A 14,071-nucleotide genomic window follows, 5' to 3' on the forward strand; every position below is an offset into this window, starting at 1 on the left:
CAGATGATCAATGACCTCATGCAGCGCCTTGGCGTATCAAGCCAGCAGTATCAGGGCGGCGATTACGCAGTGACCTCTCCGACCGATGGCAGTGAGCTTGGCCGTGTGGCCTTCGAATCCGCCGACGTTACCCAGGGCCGTATCGACCGTGCCCAGCGGGCCTTCGAGGCCTGGCGTCAGGTGCCTGCCCCTCGCCGGGGCGAGCTGGTTCGCCTGTTTGCCGACCAGCTTCGCCGGCACAAGGATGATCTGGGCCGTCTGGTGACGCTTGAGTGCGGCAAGATCTATCAGGAAGGGCTGGGTGAAGTGCAGGAAATGATCGATATCTGTGACCTTGCCGTAGGGCAGTCACGGCAGCTTTTCGGTCTGACCATTGCCTCCGAGCGCCCGGGCCATCACATGCGTGAAAGCTGGCACCCGCTGGGCCCGATCGGTCTGATTACGGCCTTCAACTTCCCGGTAGCCCCCTGGGCGTGGAACGCGGCGCTGGCCCTGGTATGCGGTAATAGCCTGATCTGGAAGCCTTCCGAGAAGACGCCGCTGTGTGCGCTGGCCTGCCAGGCCCTGCTTGATGCGGCTGTGAAGGAATTCGGTGACGATGCGCCAGCGGATCTGAGCCAGGTCGTGATCGGTGGACGCGAGTCCGGTGAAGTACTGACCGATGACAGGCGTATTCCGCTGATCAGCGCTACCGGCAGCACGCGCATGGGGCGTGAAATCGCACCACGCGTTGCCTCGCGCTTCGGTCGCAGCATTCTGGAGCTGGGGGGCAACAATGCCATGATCCTGGCGCCGAGTGCCGATCTGGACATGGCTGTTCGCGCCATTCTGTTTTCTGCCGTGGGAACGGCCGGTCAGCGCTGCACCACCCTGCGTCGTCTGATTGTGCATGAATCCATTCGCGATGATGTGCTGGCCCGGGTCAAGAAGGCCTATGCCAACGTCACCATTGGTGACCCGATGGACGGTAGTCTGGTCGGCCCGCTGATTGATGGCCAGTCCTTTGATCAGATGCAGTCTGCGCTTGGCAAGGCGCGTGAGCAGGGTGCGACAGTCACCGGAGGCGAGCGTCTTCTGGAGGATCAGTATCCAGAGGGGTTCTACGTGCGGCCGGCGATCGTTGAAATGCAGGAGCAGACTGATCTGGTTCGTAGCGAGACCTTTGCTCCGATCCTTTATGTGATGAGCTACAGCGAGTTCGACGAGGCGCTGGCCATGAACAATGACGTGCCTCAGGGCCTGTCTTCATGCGTGTTCACCACGGATGTTCGCGAGGCTGAAACCTTCGTCTCTGCGCTGGGCAGTGATTGCGGTATTGCCAACGTCAACATTGGGCCGAGCGGTGCCGAAATCGGCGGTGCCTTTGGGGGCGAGAAGGAAACCGGCGGCGGCCGTGAGTCCGGTTCGGATATCTGGAAAAGCTACATGCGTCGCCAGACCAATACCGTGAACTATTCCCGCGAGCTGCCCCTGGCCCAGGGTATCCGGTTCGACTGATCCGGTAACGCTGTAGTTCAGGCACCCAGGCGGCTCCGTTAGTCCACAGGATGCCGGGGCCGCCTACGTCACAACAATGATAAAAGGCAGGCGCGCCATGACAGGCAATATTCGTATCGGGAAGACGCCAGGGCTTGCAATGGCACTGGCTCCGCTGCTGCTGACCGTCTCTTTGCTGATGGTGCAGTTCTTCGTGTTCAACGATTTTACTCCGCATATCCCGCTGGCCTGCGGGATCATCATCTGTGCGCTCTTTGCGCGCATCAAGGGCGTCAGCTGGCAGCAGATGGAGGCATCGATGCTTGAGGTCATCAAGCTCGGTGTCCCGGCGATCCTGATCCTGCTGGCCGTCGGGATGGTCATCGGTTCATGGATACTCTCCGGCACCGTGCCCACTCTGATCTACTACGGCATTGAACTCGTGTCCCCGGGCCTGTTTCTGGTAGCCACCAGTCTGATCAGCGCGCTGGTATCGCTGGCCATCGGCACCTCCTGGGGCACCATCGGCACGCTGGGCCTGGCGCTGATGGGCATCGGTCAGGGGCTGGGGATCCCCGTGCACCTGACCGCAGGGGCCCTGGTCTCCGGTGCCTTTTTCGGTGACAAGATGTCCCCGCTGTCAGACACCACCAACCTGACTCCGGCGGTATGCGAGACCGATCTGTGGAGCCACATTCGGGGCATGATGGCGACCACCATTCCCGCCATGACCATTGCGCTGGCCCTGTATGCCTGGCTGGGCATGAGCTACGCCGACTCGGTCACCGATACCAACAGCATCGCGGTGTTGCGCAGTACGCTGGCGTCCAGTTTTACCCTGAGCTGGATCACGTTGATTCCGCCGGTCATGGTCATTGGCATGGCCGTGGCCAGGCTGCCGCCCTTTCCCAGCATCTTTGCCGGTGCGGCGGCCGGCGGCATCATCGCACTGACGCTTCAGGGCAGCGATCTGCATACCGTGGTCAGTGTGATGCAGAACGGCTATGAGAGTAAGACCGGTAATGCGGCGATGGATCAGCTGCTGAGCAACGGGGGCGTCATGTCCATGGCCTGGGTGGTCACGCTTACCCTTTTTGCCCTGAGCTTTACCGGCATGCTGGAAGCCTACGGCACGATCGATGCCATCATGAAATACATGTCGAAACTGACCCGTGGTCGATTCAGTCTTGTGCTGACCAGTTCAGCCACGACAGCCTCGGTGGGCGTTGTCGTCGGTGATGTCTATACGACGCTGGTGCTGCCGGGCCGCCTGCTTCGTGGCCAGTATCAGAAGATGGGCTACAGCACGACGACGCTTTCCCGCTCGATTGAAGACAACGGCACGCTGCTCTCCCCGTTGATTCCCTGGAACATGGGCGGTGCCTTTGTGGCTTCGACCATCGGCGTACCGACACTTCTGTACGCCCCCTTTGCCTTTGCCTGCTGGCTGTCTCCGTTGATCGGGCTGTTCTGGGCGCTGATCGGCAGGTTCATACCGGAGGCGGAGCCCTCGATCGCCCCGTCAACGGCGCCGCCATCGGCCAGTCAGCCGTCTCCGGCATAAGCAGTGATGAAGCATCATGATGGTTTCGGCCGGGGACGATGAACCGGCCTGTTGAAGGAGTGGCGTATCATGCAGGAGAAGTGTCTTTGGGAAGCGAGTGCACGGGAGCAGGCTCCCGTAACAGCGCCACTGGACAGTGATATCAGCACCCAGGTCTGTGTGGTGGGCGGCGGCATTACCGGGCTGTCGACGGCGCTTCATCTGGCGGAGCGCGGGATCTCCGTATCGGTGCTGGAAGCAGGCCGGATTCCGACCGGCGGATCCGGTCGTAACGTCGGGCTCGTCAATGCCGGCTTATGGGTGCCGCCTGACGATATCGTGGCGGCGCTGGGGGCGGAAGACGGTGAGCGAGCCAACCGGGTGCTGGGCGAAGCACCCGCGCGAGTCTTCGAGCTGATCGAGCGGTACGGGATCAACTGCCATGCGACCCGCACCGGCACGTTGCACCTGGGGCACAACCCGAAGGGGTGCAACGAGCTGGCTCGCCGTCGCGATCAGCTGACGGCGCGAGGTGCGCCGGTCGAGCTGGTCACGGGAACGGACTGTGAGCGCCTGACCGGCACACCAAAAATTGCTTCCGCCCTGCTGGACAAACGGGCCGGCACCATCAATCCCACCGAGTATACCCGGGGGCTGGCTCAGGCCGCCTGCGCTCAGGGGGCGGCACTGTTTACCGACAGCAGCGTGACCGGTATCGAGCGTGACGGCGACCGGTGGCGCGTCCGGACGGCTGCCGGTAGCGTGCTGGCCGATCGTGTTGTCATGGCAACCAACGCCTATACCCAGGATGACTGGAACTGGGTGAAACACCAGTTCTTTACCGGGCATTACATGCAGGTGGCTTCGAAGCCGCTCAGTGGTGAGGTGGCCGACAGCATCCTGCCGGACCGGCAGGGGGCATGGGATACACGAACCGTGCTGTCCAGTATTCGGCGCGACAGTGAGGGGCGGCTGGTACTGGGATCACTGGGCAGTGGAGAGCGCCGCCCGCATGCCTATCTCAAGTGCTGGGCCGATCGGGTGGCGTCCTTTTATTTTCCGGCACTGGGCGCGGTCGAGTGGGAATACACCTGGACAGGCAATGTGGCATTTACGCCGGATCACACCCTGCGACTGTTTGAACCGTTGCCGGGCATCCTGGCCGCCTGCGGCTATAACGGGCGTGGTGTGACGACGGGCACCGTCGTGGGGCAGGGCTTTGCACAGTTCATCACGACCGGAGATGACAGTCTCATGCCATTGCCGATCAAGACCCACAAGGCCATTGCCTCCCGGCCGCTCTGGAGTCTGGCCTATGAGAGCGGATTCACGCTTTATCATGTGGGGCAGTGTTTGCGCGTGACCATGTGATCGTCAGAGGTGGCAGTGGCGACAACTTTTCTTTATTGAAACTGAACCATGGCGAGAAACACGCCTCCAATGTTCAGGCGCCTGCCTTTGCAGGTGCCTGGATGTTCAATTCCCTCTGGAGACTGCCATGACCCGTGTTGCCCTTGTTTTCGCCGCTGCCGTTGCCCTTGTACCTCTCAGCCAGTCCGCGAGTGCCGATGAGCCGTTGTCGTCACAGCCCGATACCGTTCAGCACTGCGTCAGTGCAGCACAGGCGCAGGACGAGACGCTGCAGGGGCTTTCCTATGCACACAGCAACGTTGTGCGTTATGCCACCGGTCACCCCTATCACCTTGAGGTGAGTCTGCTGGGAGAGGGTAATGGCTATTACAACCTGCAGTGCCATATCGATGCGCAGGGCACCGTGACGTATCAGGGCTACAAGCTGGGTGGTCAGCCGGTGGAATGAACCAATCGGTCATGAGTGATGTGTGTTACGCGCCGGGTGGTCTACGCTGAAAAGGCACCATGAAGGTGCAGGCGATGACAGGATTACAAGGAGTGTTTATGCACAAGCCGATGCTGACAGTGACAGGTGCCCTGATGTTGGGCTTTTTAAGTGCTTCCGTTCAGGCTGCGCCGCCTGAAAAGCCGACCAGTGAGCTCGCGCAGCAGTGCATTGATCAGGCGACGGCAAAAGAGCCGAAACTGCAGGACCTTCCCTATGGCTCCGACAACATGGACAGCTATGAGAAGGGCGAACCGTTTGATCTGGAAGTCACCCTGTACGGCAAGGGTAACGCCATGATGAACCTTGACTGCAAGATCGACAGTAAGGGTTCACTGAGCTATCAAGGGTATGAACGGTCAGGCCGCTGGGCCGGCTGAAGGCAGGGCGGCGGCATTCCGTCGCAGGGAATGGATACAGGGTACAGAGGGCCCCCTCGCTGATTTATGCTGACGGGGCCTGTCTTGAGGAGATGACTCATGTCCGATGCAACGACTCACTGTAATCTGGGCCAGATTGATCTGCTGGACGACAATATTTCGACTTCCCATCAGATTCAGGCTCGTAATGTTCACCAGCTGTATCTGTTATCGGTCGAAGTGCGCGCCCTGATGGACGTGGTGTGCCAGAACGGCCAGTCCAGTCTGCTGGCCGATCGTATCGAGCACCATGCGCATCAGCTCGAAGAGCAGTTTCTGGACCGTGCTGAAAAGCGCCGTTCCCTGTCACTGAGCTACCAGTTCTTCATGCGGCAAAAGGAACTGATCGACGAAGACGTGACGTCGATCGTTGGCGCGTTGCATGCTCTGGATGACAATGGCCAGATAGGCGACGACGTGCACGACCACCTGCATGACTGACCCGCATGCCCCCTAGCTGTCCCGCACTCGCCAGTGAGTGTGGGGCTCTATCTGATCCCCGTGCAGATGTTCCTCGATATCCGGGTCGATCGGCACCATGAAGGCGCGACCATGTCGTACTCCCCGCTCGCTGATGACCCGCTCTGTCAGCGCATGAACGCGCTGACTTTCCCCTTTCAATACGGCCACCGACAGTGAGTGATCATGATCCAGTGGCACCTCCAGGGTGGTGTGGATCAGAGCATGGTGGACATGAAACAGATGCGACAGCCGCTGCGCCAGATCTCGGGTACCGTGATCGAAGACCCAGCTGAGCGTGGCCATGCAGTGACGTGACGTCCCCGGCTGTTGCTGCCTGGAATCCAGAAGTCCCGTTCGCAGCAGGTCCCGCATCGCCTCGGAACGCCCCTGATAGTTGTGGGATCGCACCCGCTCATCGATGGCTTCCAGCAGTTCATCATCCAGAGTAATCGTCACCCGCTGCATGTCGGCTCCTTGTGACTCGGCACGAGCCGCGTTGATTCAGGCTCGCGAGTATGAGGAATTTGGATAGACATCATATCAGGGCTTCGCTAGGCTCCACACCCACTTCTCCCTTTCTCTTGCCGGTACGGATACACGACGCTCATGAAGCAGCAGACGGCGCGGTGGGTGCGCACTCTTTCAGTAATGGTCTGGTGTCTGATGGCCGGTACCTCGACAGTGATGGCGGCTGAAGCCGACAGCGGGGACCAGGCCCCGGTACTTCGTACGGCATGGCCCTACGATGTGGGGCCGCTGAACAGCCAGGGGTATGGTGCCAATCAGATGGTGGCTCAGGCCATGGTGTATGAGCCGTTGGTGCGTTATCACAAGGGAGAAATCGAGCCCTGGCTGGCGACCGACTGGGCACTGTCGGAAGACGGTCGCACCTATACCTTTACCCTGCGTCAGAATGTGACCTTTTCCGATGGCACACCGTTTGATGCCTCTGCCGTCAAGGCCAACGTCGACGCGGTGCTTGGTTGCCGGGCACGTCATGACTGGCTGGCACTGGTCAATCAGCTTGATCACGTCACGGTCGTGGACGCGCATACCGTCCAGCTGGTACTCAAGCATCCGTACTATCCCACCCTGATGGAACTGTCATTGATTCGGCCACTACGCATTGCCTCGCCGAACGTGCTGGGCGCGGCGGGCAGTGGCACGCAGTGCCGGCTGTCTGCGCCGGTGGGAACCGGCCCCTGGGTGTTCAGTGGCCGCGAACCCGGACGAGTGGATCATTTTCGCCGCAATGCGCACTACTGGGGCACGATGCCCGCCTTTTCAGGTGTCGATATCCATGTCATCAATGATCCCAATACTCGGGCCATGGCGCTCGAAACCGGGCAGATCGATATGGTGCAGGGCACTCGCGGGATGATTTCGGTGGACAGCTTTCAGCGGTTGAGCCATGACCCGCGCTTTACCGCCAGCCGTTCCGAGCCGCTGGCGACACGTACGTTCGTCATGAACAGCAAGCGTTTCCCGACGAATGCGCTGCCGGTTCGTCAGGCCATCGAGTACGCGGTGGATCGGCCCGCGATCGTCAAGGCGCTGCTCTACGGGGCCGAGCCGGTTGCCTACCGGTTGTTTTCATCCCGCGTTCCCTATGCCGATATCGACCTGCCGACCCGTAAGTTTGATCCGGCACGCGCGCGCTCCCTGCTTGAGAAGGCGGGCTGGACGTCCGGCGATGACGGTATTCGGGTGAAGGACGGTCAGCGGCTTACGCTGTCACTGTACTTTGATGGCGAAGACCCGTTGCAGAAGTCGATGTCGCAGGTGGTTCAGGCCAACCTGCGAGCCATTGGCATAGAGGTTCGACTGCAGGGCGAGGAAGAGGGCGCGCTGATGAAACGGCAGAAAAACGGCCATTTCAATATGATCTACAGCGATACCTGGGGCGCACCCTACGAGCCTCATGCCTATCTGAGCTCCATGCGCGTGCCGGCGCATGCTGATTATCAGGCGCAGCAGGGGCTGCCCATGAAGGGCGCGCTGGATCGGGATATCGGCAGGGTGCTGACTACCCAGAACCCGGAACAGCGCCAGTCACTGTATCGGGATATTCTGACCACCCTGCATGACCAGGCCATTTACCTGCCGATTTCCTTCATCACCTCACGCTCTGTCAGCAATGACCGGGTCAGCAATGTGCACTTTGGCGACACCATGGAAGATATTCCCTTCGCTGACATGACCCCCGCCGAAAGGGCGACCGCCCATGACTGAGCCTGTCCGGCGGTTCGAGCCGCTCTGGCAGCTGGCCCTGCGCCGGCTGGCGCTGCTGCCCATCCTGTTGCTGCTGGTGTCGGTCATCATCTTCGTGTTGCTGCATGTCGGGCGTGGCGACCCCGCCATGGATTATCTGCGGCTGTCCGGTATTACGCCGACCGACCAGGCCCTGATGGAGGCCCGGCATCGACTGGGCCTTGATCTGCCCCTGGTGCAGCAGTATGGCCGCTGGCTGTGGGGCGCGTTGCACCTGGATTTTGGCACGTCCTTCATCAGTGGCGAGCCGGTGCTGGCGATGCTGCTTGATTACCTGCCCGCCACCTTGTCGCTGGTCGCTGTGGCGCTGGTGGTCACGGCGATCTTCAGCGTAGCGCTGGGCCTGCTGGCCGGCAGTTATCCTGATCGCTGGCCGGATCATCTGGTGCGCTTCATTGCCTTTCTCGGTGTCTCGATGCCGAATTTCTGGCTCGGCTTTCTGATGGTGCTGTTGTTTTCCGTCTGGCTTGAGTGGCTGCCGCCGATGGGATATGGCGGCCCGCTGCACTTTGTCATGCCGGCCATGGCGATTTCACTGATGACCATTTCAATCAATGCCAGGATGCTTCGTACCTCGCTGCTTGAAGCCCGGGCTCAGCGCCATGTTCACTACGCTCGGCTGCGTGGGCTGTCGTCGGGGCGGCAGCTTCGGGCCCATGTGCTGCCCCATGCCCTCTTGCCGTTGCTGACAGCATCCGGGATGGCTATTGGTGAGCTGATTGGCGGCGCCTTTGTCATCGAGAACATCTTTGCCTGGCCCGGCGTGGGTCGTCTGGCCGTGGAGGCGATTCACAATCGGGACTTCCCGGTTCTGCAGTGTTTTACGCTGTTGATGACACTGGTCTACGTGCTGGCCAATCTGGGAGTGGACGTCGTTCATGCCTGGCTTGATCCGCGCATCCGTCGTCACCGTGTCGCCCCTTCCGGAGACATGACATGAAGGAAGCCCTGTTGTATCGGCGCCCCGTGTCACTTGCGTCCGGACGCGGCTGGTCGCGCCTGTTCAGGTCCTCGACCTGGGGCGTGCGCATTGGCGGGGTGCTGGTGGTCGTGCTGGTCTTCATGGCGATGGCTGCGCCCTGGCTGGCGCCGATGGATCCTGATGCCGTTGATATTCTTCACCGACTGGCACCGGCCAGCCGCGAGCACTGGCTGGGTACTGATGCCTTGGGTCGGGATGTGGCCTCGCGCCTGCTGTATGGTGCCAGGCTGTCACTGGGCACCGTGGCGGCCATCCTCGGGCTGGTACTGGCGATCGGACTGGTCGTTGGTAGCGTGGCCGGGCTGGCCGGTGGGCGTATCGATCAGGTACTGATGCGGGCCGCCGACCTGTTTCTGACCCTGCCGACCTTCGTGATGGCCATGTGTCTGATCGGTGTGCTGGGCCCGGGCATGAGCAGTGTCATCATTGCGGTGTCGCTGACACACTGGGCCTGGTACGCACGCGTGGTGCGGGTGCTGGTGATGTCCCTGCGGGAACGGGAGTTCGTGCAGGCCGCGCGATTATCCGGCGCGGGCGGTGCAGCCATCTTTCGCGAGCACATGCTGCCAACGGTGCTGGTGCAGGTCCTGATTCTTTTAACGCTGGATCTGGGTCACATGATGCTGCATGTGGCGGCGCTGTCGTTTCTGGGACTGGGTGTTGCCCCGCCGACGCCTGAGTGGGGCGTGATGATCAGCGATGCCCGTGAGGTCATCTGGTCGAGCCCGGCGCTGATCTTCTGGCCCGGCGCAGCCATTTTCATCAGTGTGATGGCGTTCAATCTGTTGAGTGATGGCCTTCGCGACCGTCTCGATCCTGTACTGGCGGAGGCTCACCCATGAGCGGCCCGGCTACGCTGTCCCCCCTGAGCGTGTATCACGGCTCACTCCGATTGCTTGATCGGATCAGTCTGTGCCTGACTCCAGGGCGCACGGTGGCGCTGGTGGGGCAAAGCGGGGCAGGCAAGTCCCTGACTGCTGCCGCGCTCGCAGGTGCCCTGCCACCGACGCTGACACGTGAAGGAGGTGTGCTGAGCACCCGGGATGGCCGCGTGCCGCAGGTGGCCAGCCTGTTGCAGAATCCGCGCAGCGCCTTTAATCCGTTGATGACCATGGAGGCGCATGCTCTGGAAACACTGGCAACCGTCGGCGTGCGGGGCCAGGCCGCCAGGCAGCGCATCGCCGCTGCACTGGAGGATGCGGGCCTTGCCCCGGAGGTACGAAACGCCTACGCCTTTGAACTGTCGGGCGGAATGCTGCAGCGAATGATGCTGGCGCTGGGGTTGATGCAGCAGGCGTCGTTTCTGATCGCAGATGAGCCCACCTCGGATCTGGACCCTCGTTCCTGCCAGCGTAGTCTGTCGCTGATCGAGACCGTGGTGCGGGAGCACGGCATGGGCGTACTGCTCATTACCCATGACCTGGGCGTGGTCAATGCCTGTGCTGATGAGGTGCATGTCATCAGTGAGGGGCGCCTGGTTGAATCCACCACGCCGGAAACGCTGTGCTGCGCGCCGAGCAGTGATGCGGCCCGGCGGTTGCTTGCTGCCCACCATGCCCTGTACGACGAGGAACCCCTGTGAGCCTGACCCTAAGCGCCATCAGTCACCGCTATGGCACACGTTGCGTACTGGATAATGTGTCTCTGACGCTGGCACCTGGCGAGCGTGTGGCACTGGTGGGGGGCAGTGGCGAGGGCAAGAGCACCCTGTCACGCATCATGCTGGGGCTTGAAACCCCGACAGAAGGGCGGATGTTTCATGACGGGGTGCCGGTATCGCTCAGGCATCGGGCCGGCCGCCAGGCATTCCGACAGCAGGTTCAAGGGGTCTTTCAGGATGCCCCCGGGGCCGTCAACCCTCGTCATACCGTGGCCCGTATCATCGATGAGCCCCTGCGCCACCTGAGTCGGTTGTCCCATGCTGCCCGGTGGGCACGTGTGACCTCGCTGCTGGACGCCGTGCATCTACCGGCCGAGTACGCACGGCGCCGGCCGCATCAGCTTTCCGGGGGGCAGTTGCAGCGTGTGTGCCTGGCGCGAGCGCTGGCCATCAATCCTTCCCTGCTGATCTGTGATGAGGCTACGTCCGGACTCGATACCGTACTGCAGGTGGAGTTGACCCGCTGGCTGGCGACGCAGTGCCGTGACAGCGGCATGGGGCTGTTCTTCATTACTCATGACCTGCGACTGGCCCGGCGTCTGTGTTCACGGGTGCTGGTGATGCAGGGAGGGCGGCTGATTGATGACGTGCAGGCCGGCGAGGCGTTTACCCATCCGGAGGCGCGTGCACTTGAAGCGGCGGTGCTTCCGGCACTTCCACCGGCAGGCACCATGAAAAACGCCGCCCCGGGGGGCGGCGTTCAGGGGGAGTCGACAGTCGTTACTGACGAATGCCTTCAAAGGTAATGTACAGCTCGACATTTTCAGAGGCCGGCCCCAGCTTCTTGACCATATCGATACCGAAATCGGCCGGCTGGATGGTGGTTTCCCCTTCAAACCCCTGGCGGTAACCGCCCCACGGATCGTCTCCGCCACCGATGCGATCGACTTCAAACGTGACCGGTTTGGTCACGCCATGCAGGGTCAGGTTGCCTTTCAGTTCGCCCTCATTCTTGTCATCGCCGGGAACAAACTGCGTGGACTCGAAGGTGGCCGTCGGGTATTTGCTGACGTCGAGGAACTCGGCGCTTTTAAGGTGCTTGTCCCGCTCGGCATGGTTGGTGTCCAGGCTGTCTGTCTGAACGGTGACGTTGACCTTCGATGCCTTGACGTCATCCGGGTCATAGGTAAAGGAACCGTCAAAATCGCGGAACTGCCCCAGTTCATAGGAGTAGCCCAGGTGGCTGACCTTGAACTGGATGAAGGCGTGGGCGCCTTCGGTGTCGATCTTGTAGTCTGCGGCCAGAGCCGGTGTGGCGGCGACGGCAGAGAGGGCAAAGGCGGCAAGGCCGGTGCGAAGTGGGGTCATCATGCATGCTCCTTGTACAACAGTGGAAGAAAAACGTCAGTGGCGCGAGCGCCCGGAAAACATTCGAGTCAGGGTGTCGTGCCGGTCAATGAAGTGGTGCTTGAGTGCAAACAGGCCATGTCCCGTCGCCAGGATGACCAGCGCCCAGGCGCAGTACCAGTGAATACTGCCGGCGATCGTTGCCTGATCCCGAAAGGGGGTAATGAGTGCCGGTACGGTGAACCAGCCGAATACGCTGACGCCTGATCCCTCCGCGGTGGAAATCAGATAGCCGGTCAACAGGACGGAAAACAGCAGTATGTAAAGCAGCAGGTGCCCGCCGTGGGCCGCGCGCTGTTCAAGTGCCGACCCGTGCGCCGGCGGCGCAGTAGTGAGAAGTCGTGTGATGACTCGCCACAGCGTGAGCGCCAGCAGGGTCAGGCCGAAGGATTTATGCCACCAGGGAGCTCGGTGATACCAGCTGTCGTAGTAACCCAGCGAGGTCATCCACCAGCCACTGGCGAACATGCCGAATACCGCCAGCGCGCTGATGGCGTGAAGCATGCGACTGGTCAGTGGCCACCGGGTGGGCCTTGCAACGGGTGCGGGCATGGCAATAACGTCTCTGTAGGCTTTTCAAGCAGAGTAAGGCTCTGCAGCGATGACAGGAAGTGAATTAAAACCAGGGCTGGAATCGAAAAAATCGTTTCAAAACGTGCTCGACGATGAATTTAACGCCTGGTGCTCATGGTCCATCGGGTCAGACGCCCGTCAACAGGGCGATCGTCGTGTTTTTTCCGTGTCCCGGCCCTTGGGCGTGGCATGATGAGGCTATAGTCACGACACTCCCTGTCGACGTTCATGAGGTCGCACCATGCGCTATGCCATTATTTTTCCCGATCAGGATGTTATCCGGTTGTCGGAGCATGCCACCGAAGAGCAGGCCCTTGCCCTGTGTGGTGACCCGAACGACATGGAGGTGGTCGCGCGAACCAGCGCCAGTACCACCGGGCCGTCCGGCACCAGCGAGCAGACAGCGGTGGTCTGCATTCGTCAGCCCGGTGGTGAGCGCTGGCGGCTGTTTACCGGCCAGGTGTGGGCCGTGCCGATCACGATCATCGACCGTGCGCAGACAGCCGGCTGGGAGGTAAGCGGCACCGAGCAGTCCGATGTGGTGTTTCAGCGTGACAACGAAACCCTGACCGTGGACCCGATGGGCCACGTCAATGGGCGTGACGCCGAGCTGGAGCGCGCGCTGGGGCTTTGACCGAACAGCATGCATCAATGCCGGCTCCCGGGCCGGCTTTTTCATGGACTGATCACGCTGACAAGACGTACTCAATGAGCGCGATAGTCATTCATGCGCCTTCACATGACCGTCGGGCGCGCTAGTATGGCGGGTAGCGATCAACAAGGAGACTTCTCATGGCGTTTGCCCCTCGTTTCATTGATGGCAAGGTGTTCGGCCAGGATATCGGCAAGGTCGTCTGTGTCGGGCGCAATTATGCTGCTCATGCTCGGGAGCTGGGAAATGACGTACCGGACCAGCCGCTTTTATTCATCAAGCCGGCCTCAAGCGTGGTCGACCTTGCCAAACCGATCGCGCCGCCACGCCATCTGGGGACGGTCCATTTTGAAACCGAACTTTCCCTGCTGATCGGGCGACGTCTTCACGAGGCTTCGCCTGACGCGGCCCGCGAGGCGATTGTCGGCATGGGGCTCGCACTGGATTTGACCCTGCGTGACATGCAGGATGAACTCAAGGCCAGAGGACAACCCTGGGAGCGTGCCAAGGGATTCAATGGCGCCTGTCCGTTGAGCCCGTTTGTGTCGGTCAAGGGGCGTTTCGTCGACTGGCAGCAGCTCGGGTTTTCCATGGATATCAATGGTGAGCTGCGTCAGCGTGGGTATACCGAACGAATGCTGTTTCCGGTTGCCGAACTGGTATCCGAAATAAGCCACTGTTTTACGCTGGAGCCTGGCGATGTTGTTCTGACCGGCACTCCCGAGGGCGTTGGCGTGCTGCCGCAGCAGGCGCGATTGACCATGGCCATTGATGACTGGCTGTTTCTCGATACGGCCACGGTATAGCACTGACACACATGCCCGACGG

16 protein-coding genes are annotated in these 14,071 nt (G+C 61.1%); 13 read left to right on the plus strand and 3 right to left on the minus strand.

All coding sequences use genetic code 11. From position 1 onward, the window contains the following. Positions 1-3: 3 nt before the first annotated feature. From amaB to OQ287_RS08175, 6 genes are all read left to right on the plus strand, one after another. The gene (gene amaB / locus OQ287_RS08150) at positions 4-1,497 is read left to right on the plus strand and encodes an L-piperidine-6-carboxylate dehydrogenase (protein WP_250935137.1); all 1,494 of its coding nucleotides are present in this window, start codon (positions 4-6) and stop codon (positions 1,495-1,497) included. 97 nt (positions 1,498-1,594) lie between these two features. Continuing rightward, positions 1,595-3,040 (plus strand): Na+/H+ antiporter NhaC, encoded by a 1,446-nt coding sequence (gene nhaC, locus OQ287_RS08155; protein ID WP_265896126.1) that lies wholly within the window; start codon positions 1,595-1,597, stop codon positions 3,038-3,040. Between the two features lie 69 nt (positions 3,041-3,109). Next, on the plus strand, positions 3,110-4,390 hold the full coding sequence (amaA, locus tag OQ287_RS08160; RefSeq protein ID WP_265896127.1) for an L-pipecolate oxidase: 1,281 nt from the start codon (positions 3,110-3,112) through the stop codon (positions 4,388-4,390). A gap of 127 nt (positions 4,391-4,517) precedes the next feature. Further along, complete coding sequence (locus tag OQ287_RS08165) at positions 4,518-4,838, plus strand: hypothetical protein (protein WP_250935143.1); 321 nt, start codon at positions 4,518-4,520, stop codon at positions 4,836-4,838. Between the two features lie 59 nt (positions 4,839-4,897). Continuing rightward, a complete protein-coding gene (locus OQ287_RS08170; RefSeq protein ID WP_250935145.1) occupies positions 4,898-5,257 on the plus strand; it encodes a hypothetical protein in 360 nt (119 codons plus the stop codon). Between the two features lie 99 nt (positions 5,258-5,356). Next, positions 5,357-5,737, plus strand: coding sequence for a hypothetical protein (locus OQ287_RS08175; protein WP_250935147.1), 381 nt, complete (start codon positions 5,357-5,359; stop codon positions 5,735-5,737). Between the two features lie 12 nt (positions 5,738-5,749). Here the strand turns inward: OQ287_RS08175 and nikR are convergent, their stop codons facing one another. Further along, entirely contained in the window at positions 5,750-6,223 is a 474-nt protein-coding gene (gene nikR, locus OQ287_RS08180; RefSeq protein WP_250935148.1) for a nickel-responsive transcriptional regulator NikR, read from the minus strand. A gap of 141 nt (positions 6,224-6,364) precedes the next feature. Here nikR and nikA point away from each other — a divergent pair, with 141 nt between their 5' ends. Genes nikA through OQ287_RS08205 form a run of 5 tightly spaced genes read left to right on the plus strand, consistent with a single transcriptional unit; the run spans position 6,365 to position 11,417 of the window. Continuing rightward, on the plus strand, positions 6,365-7,990 hold the full coding sequence (gene nikA / locus OQ287_RS08185; protein WP_265896128.1) for a nickel ABC transporter substrate-binding protein: 1,626 nt from the start codon (positions 6,365-6,367) through the stop codon (positions 7,988-7,990). Then, the gene (gene nikB / locus OQ287_RS08190) at positions 7,983-8,969 is read left to right on the plus strand and encodes a nickel ABC transporter permease subunit NikB (RefSeq protein ID WP_265896129.1); all 987 of its coding nucleotides are present in this window, start codon (positions 7,983-7,985) and stop codon (positions 8,967-8,969) included. The genes nikA and nikB overlap by 8 nt, the downstream gene beginning before the upstream one ends. Further along, a complete protein-coding gene (nikC, locus tag OQ287_RS08195) occupies positions 8,966-9,853 on the plus strand; it encodes a nickel ABC transporter permease subunit NikC (RefSeq protein ID WP_265896130.1) in 888 nt (295 codons plus the stop codon). Before nikB ends, nikC begins: the two co-directional genes overlap by 4 nt. Next, the gene (locus OQ287_RS08200) at positions 9,850-10,593 is read left to right on the plus strand and encodes an ATP-binding cassette domain-containing protein (RefSeq protein ID WP_265896131.1); all 744 of its coding nucleotides are present in this window, start codon (positions 9,850-9,852) and stop codon (positions 10,591-10,593) included. The genes nikC and OQ287_RS08200 overlap by 4 nt, the downstream gene beginning before the upstream one ends. Beyond that, entirely contained in the window at positions 10,590-11,417 is an 828-nt protein-coding gene (locus OQ287_RS08205) for an ATP-binding cassette domain-containing protein (RefSeq protein ID WP_265896132.1), read from the plus strand. The genes OQ287_RS08200 and OQ287_RS08205 overlap by 4 nt, the downstream gene beginning before the upstream one ends. Here OQ287_RS08205 and OQ287_RS08210 read toward each other — a convergent pair. Next, the gene (locus OQ287_RS08210) at positions 11,392-11,982 is read right to left on the minus strand and encodes a YceI family protein (RefSeq protein WP_407658245.1); all 591 of its coding nucleotides are present in this window, start codon (positions 11,980-11,982) and stop codon (positions 11,392-11,394) included. The two genes, OQ287_RS08205 and OQ287_RS08210, sit on opposite strands and share 26 nt — an antisense overlap. Before the next feature lie 33 nt (positions 11,983-12,015). After that, a complete protein-coding gene (locus tag OQ287_RS08215; RefSeq protein WP_250935155.1) occupies positions 12,016-12,570 on the minus strand; it encodes a cytochrome b in 555 nt (184 codons plus the stop codon). Positions 12,571-12,832: 262 nt separating this feature from the next. Here OQ287_RS08215 and OQ287_RS08220 point away from each other — a divergent pair, with 262 nt between their 5' ends. Beyond that, the gene (locus OQ287_RS08220) at positions 12,833-13,225 is read left to right on the plus strand and encodes a hypothetical protein (protein WP_250935157.1); all 393 of its coding nucleotides are present in this window, start codon (positions 12,833-12,835) and stop codon (positions 13,223-13,225) included. A 158-nt stretch (positions 13,226-13,383) separates the two neighbouring features. Next, a complete protein-coding gene (locus tag OQ287_RS08225) occupies positions 13,384-14,049 on the plus strand; it encodes a fumarylacetoacetate hydrolase family protein (RefSeq protein ID WP_250935159.1) in 666 nt (221 codons plus the stop codon). Positions 14,050-14,071: the final 22 nt, after the last annotated feature.

This window comes from Larsenimonas rhizosphaerae (genome assembly GCF_026240105.1).
Taxonomy (GTDB): Bacteria; Pseudomonadota; Gammaproteobacteria; order Pseudomonadales; family Halomonadaceae; genus Larsenimonas; species Larsenimonas rhizosphaerae.

Coding starts and splice junctions, on each gene's coding strand:
- amaB (WP_250935137.1), top strand. CDS start 4: ATGATCAATGACCTCATGCAGCGCCTTGGCGTATCAAGCCAGCAGTAT.
- nhaC (WP_265896126.1), top strand. CDS start 1,595: ATGACAGGCAATATTCGTATCGGGAAGACGCCAGGGCTTGCAATGGCA.
- amaA (WP_265896127.1), top strand. CDS start 3,110: ATGCAGGAGAAGTGTCTTTGGGAAGCGAGTGCACGGGAGCAGGCTCCC.
- OQ287_RS08165 (WP_250935143.1), top strand. CDS start 4,518: ATGACCCGTGTTGCCCTTGTTTTCGCCGCTGCCGTTGCCCTTGTACCT.
- OQ287_RS08170 (WP_250935145.1), top strand. CDS start 4,898: ATGAAGGTGCAGGCGATGACAGGATTACAAGGAGTGTTTATGCACAAG.
- OQ287_RS08175 (WP_250935147.1), top strand. CDS start 5,357: ATGTCCGATGCAACGACTCACTGTAATCTGGGCCAGATTGATCTGCTG.
- nikR (WP_250935148.1), bottom strand. CDS start 6,223: ATGCAGCGGGTGACGATTACTCTGGATGATGAACTGCTGGAAGCCATC.
- nikA (WP_265896128.1), top strand. CDS start 6,365: ATGAAGCAGCAGACGGCGCGGTGGGTGCGCACTCTTTCAGTAATGGTC.
- nikB (WP_265896129.1), top strand. CDS start 7,983: ATGACTGAGCCTGTCCGGCGGTTCGAGCCGCTCTGGCAGCTGGCCCTG.
- nikC (WP_265896130.1), top strand. CDS start 8,966: ATGAAGGAAGCCCTGTTGTATCGGCGCCCCGTGTCACTTGCGTCCGGA.
- OQ287_RS08200 (WP_265896131.1), top strand. CDS start 9,850: ATGAGCGGCCCGGCTACGCTGTCCCCCCTGAGCGTGTATCACGGCTCA.
- OQ287_RS08210 (WP_407658245.1), bottom strand. CDS start 11,982: ATGATGACCCCACTTCGCACCGGCCTTGCCGCCTTTGCCCTCTCTGCC.
- OQ287_RS08215 (WP_250935155.1), bottom strand. CDS start 12,570: ATGCCCGCACCCGTTGCAAGGCCCACCCGGTGGCCACTGACCAGTCGC.
- OQ287_RS08220 (WP_250935157.1), top strand. CDS start 12,833: ATGCGCTATGCCATTATTTTTCCCGATCAGGATGTTATCCGGTTGTCG.
- OQ287_RS08225 (WP_250935159.1), top strand. CDS start 13,384: ATGGCGTTTGCCCCTCGTTTCATTGATGGCAAGGTGTTCGGCCAGGAT.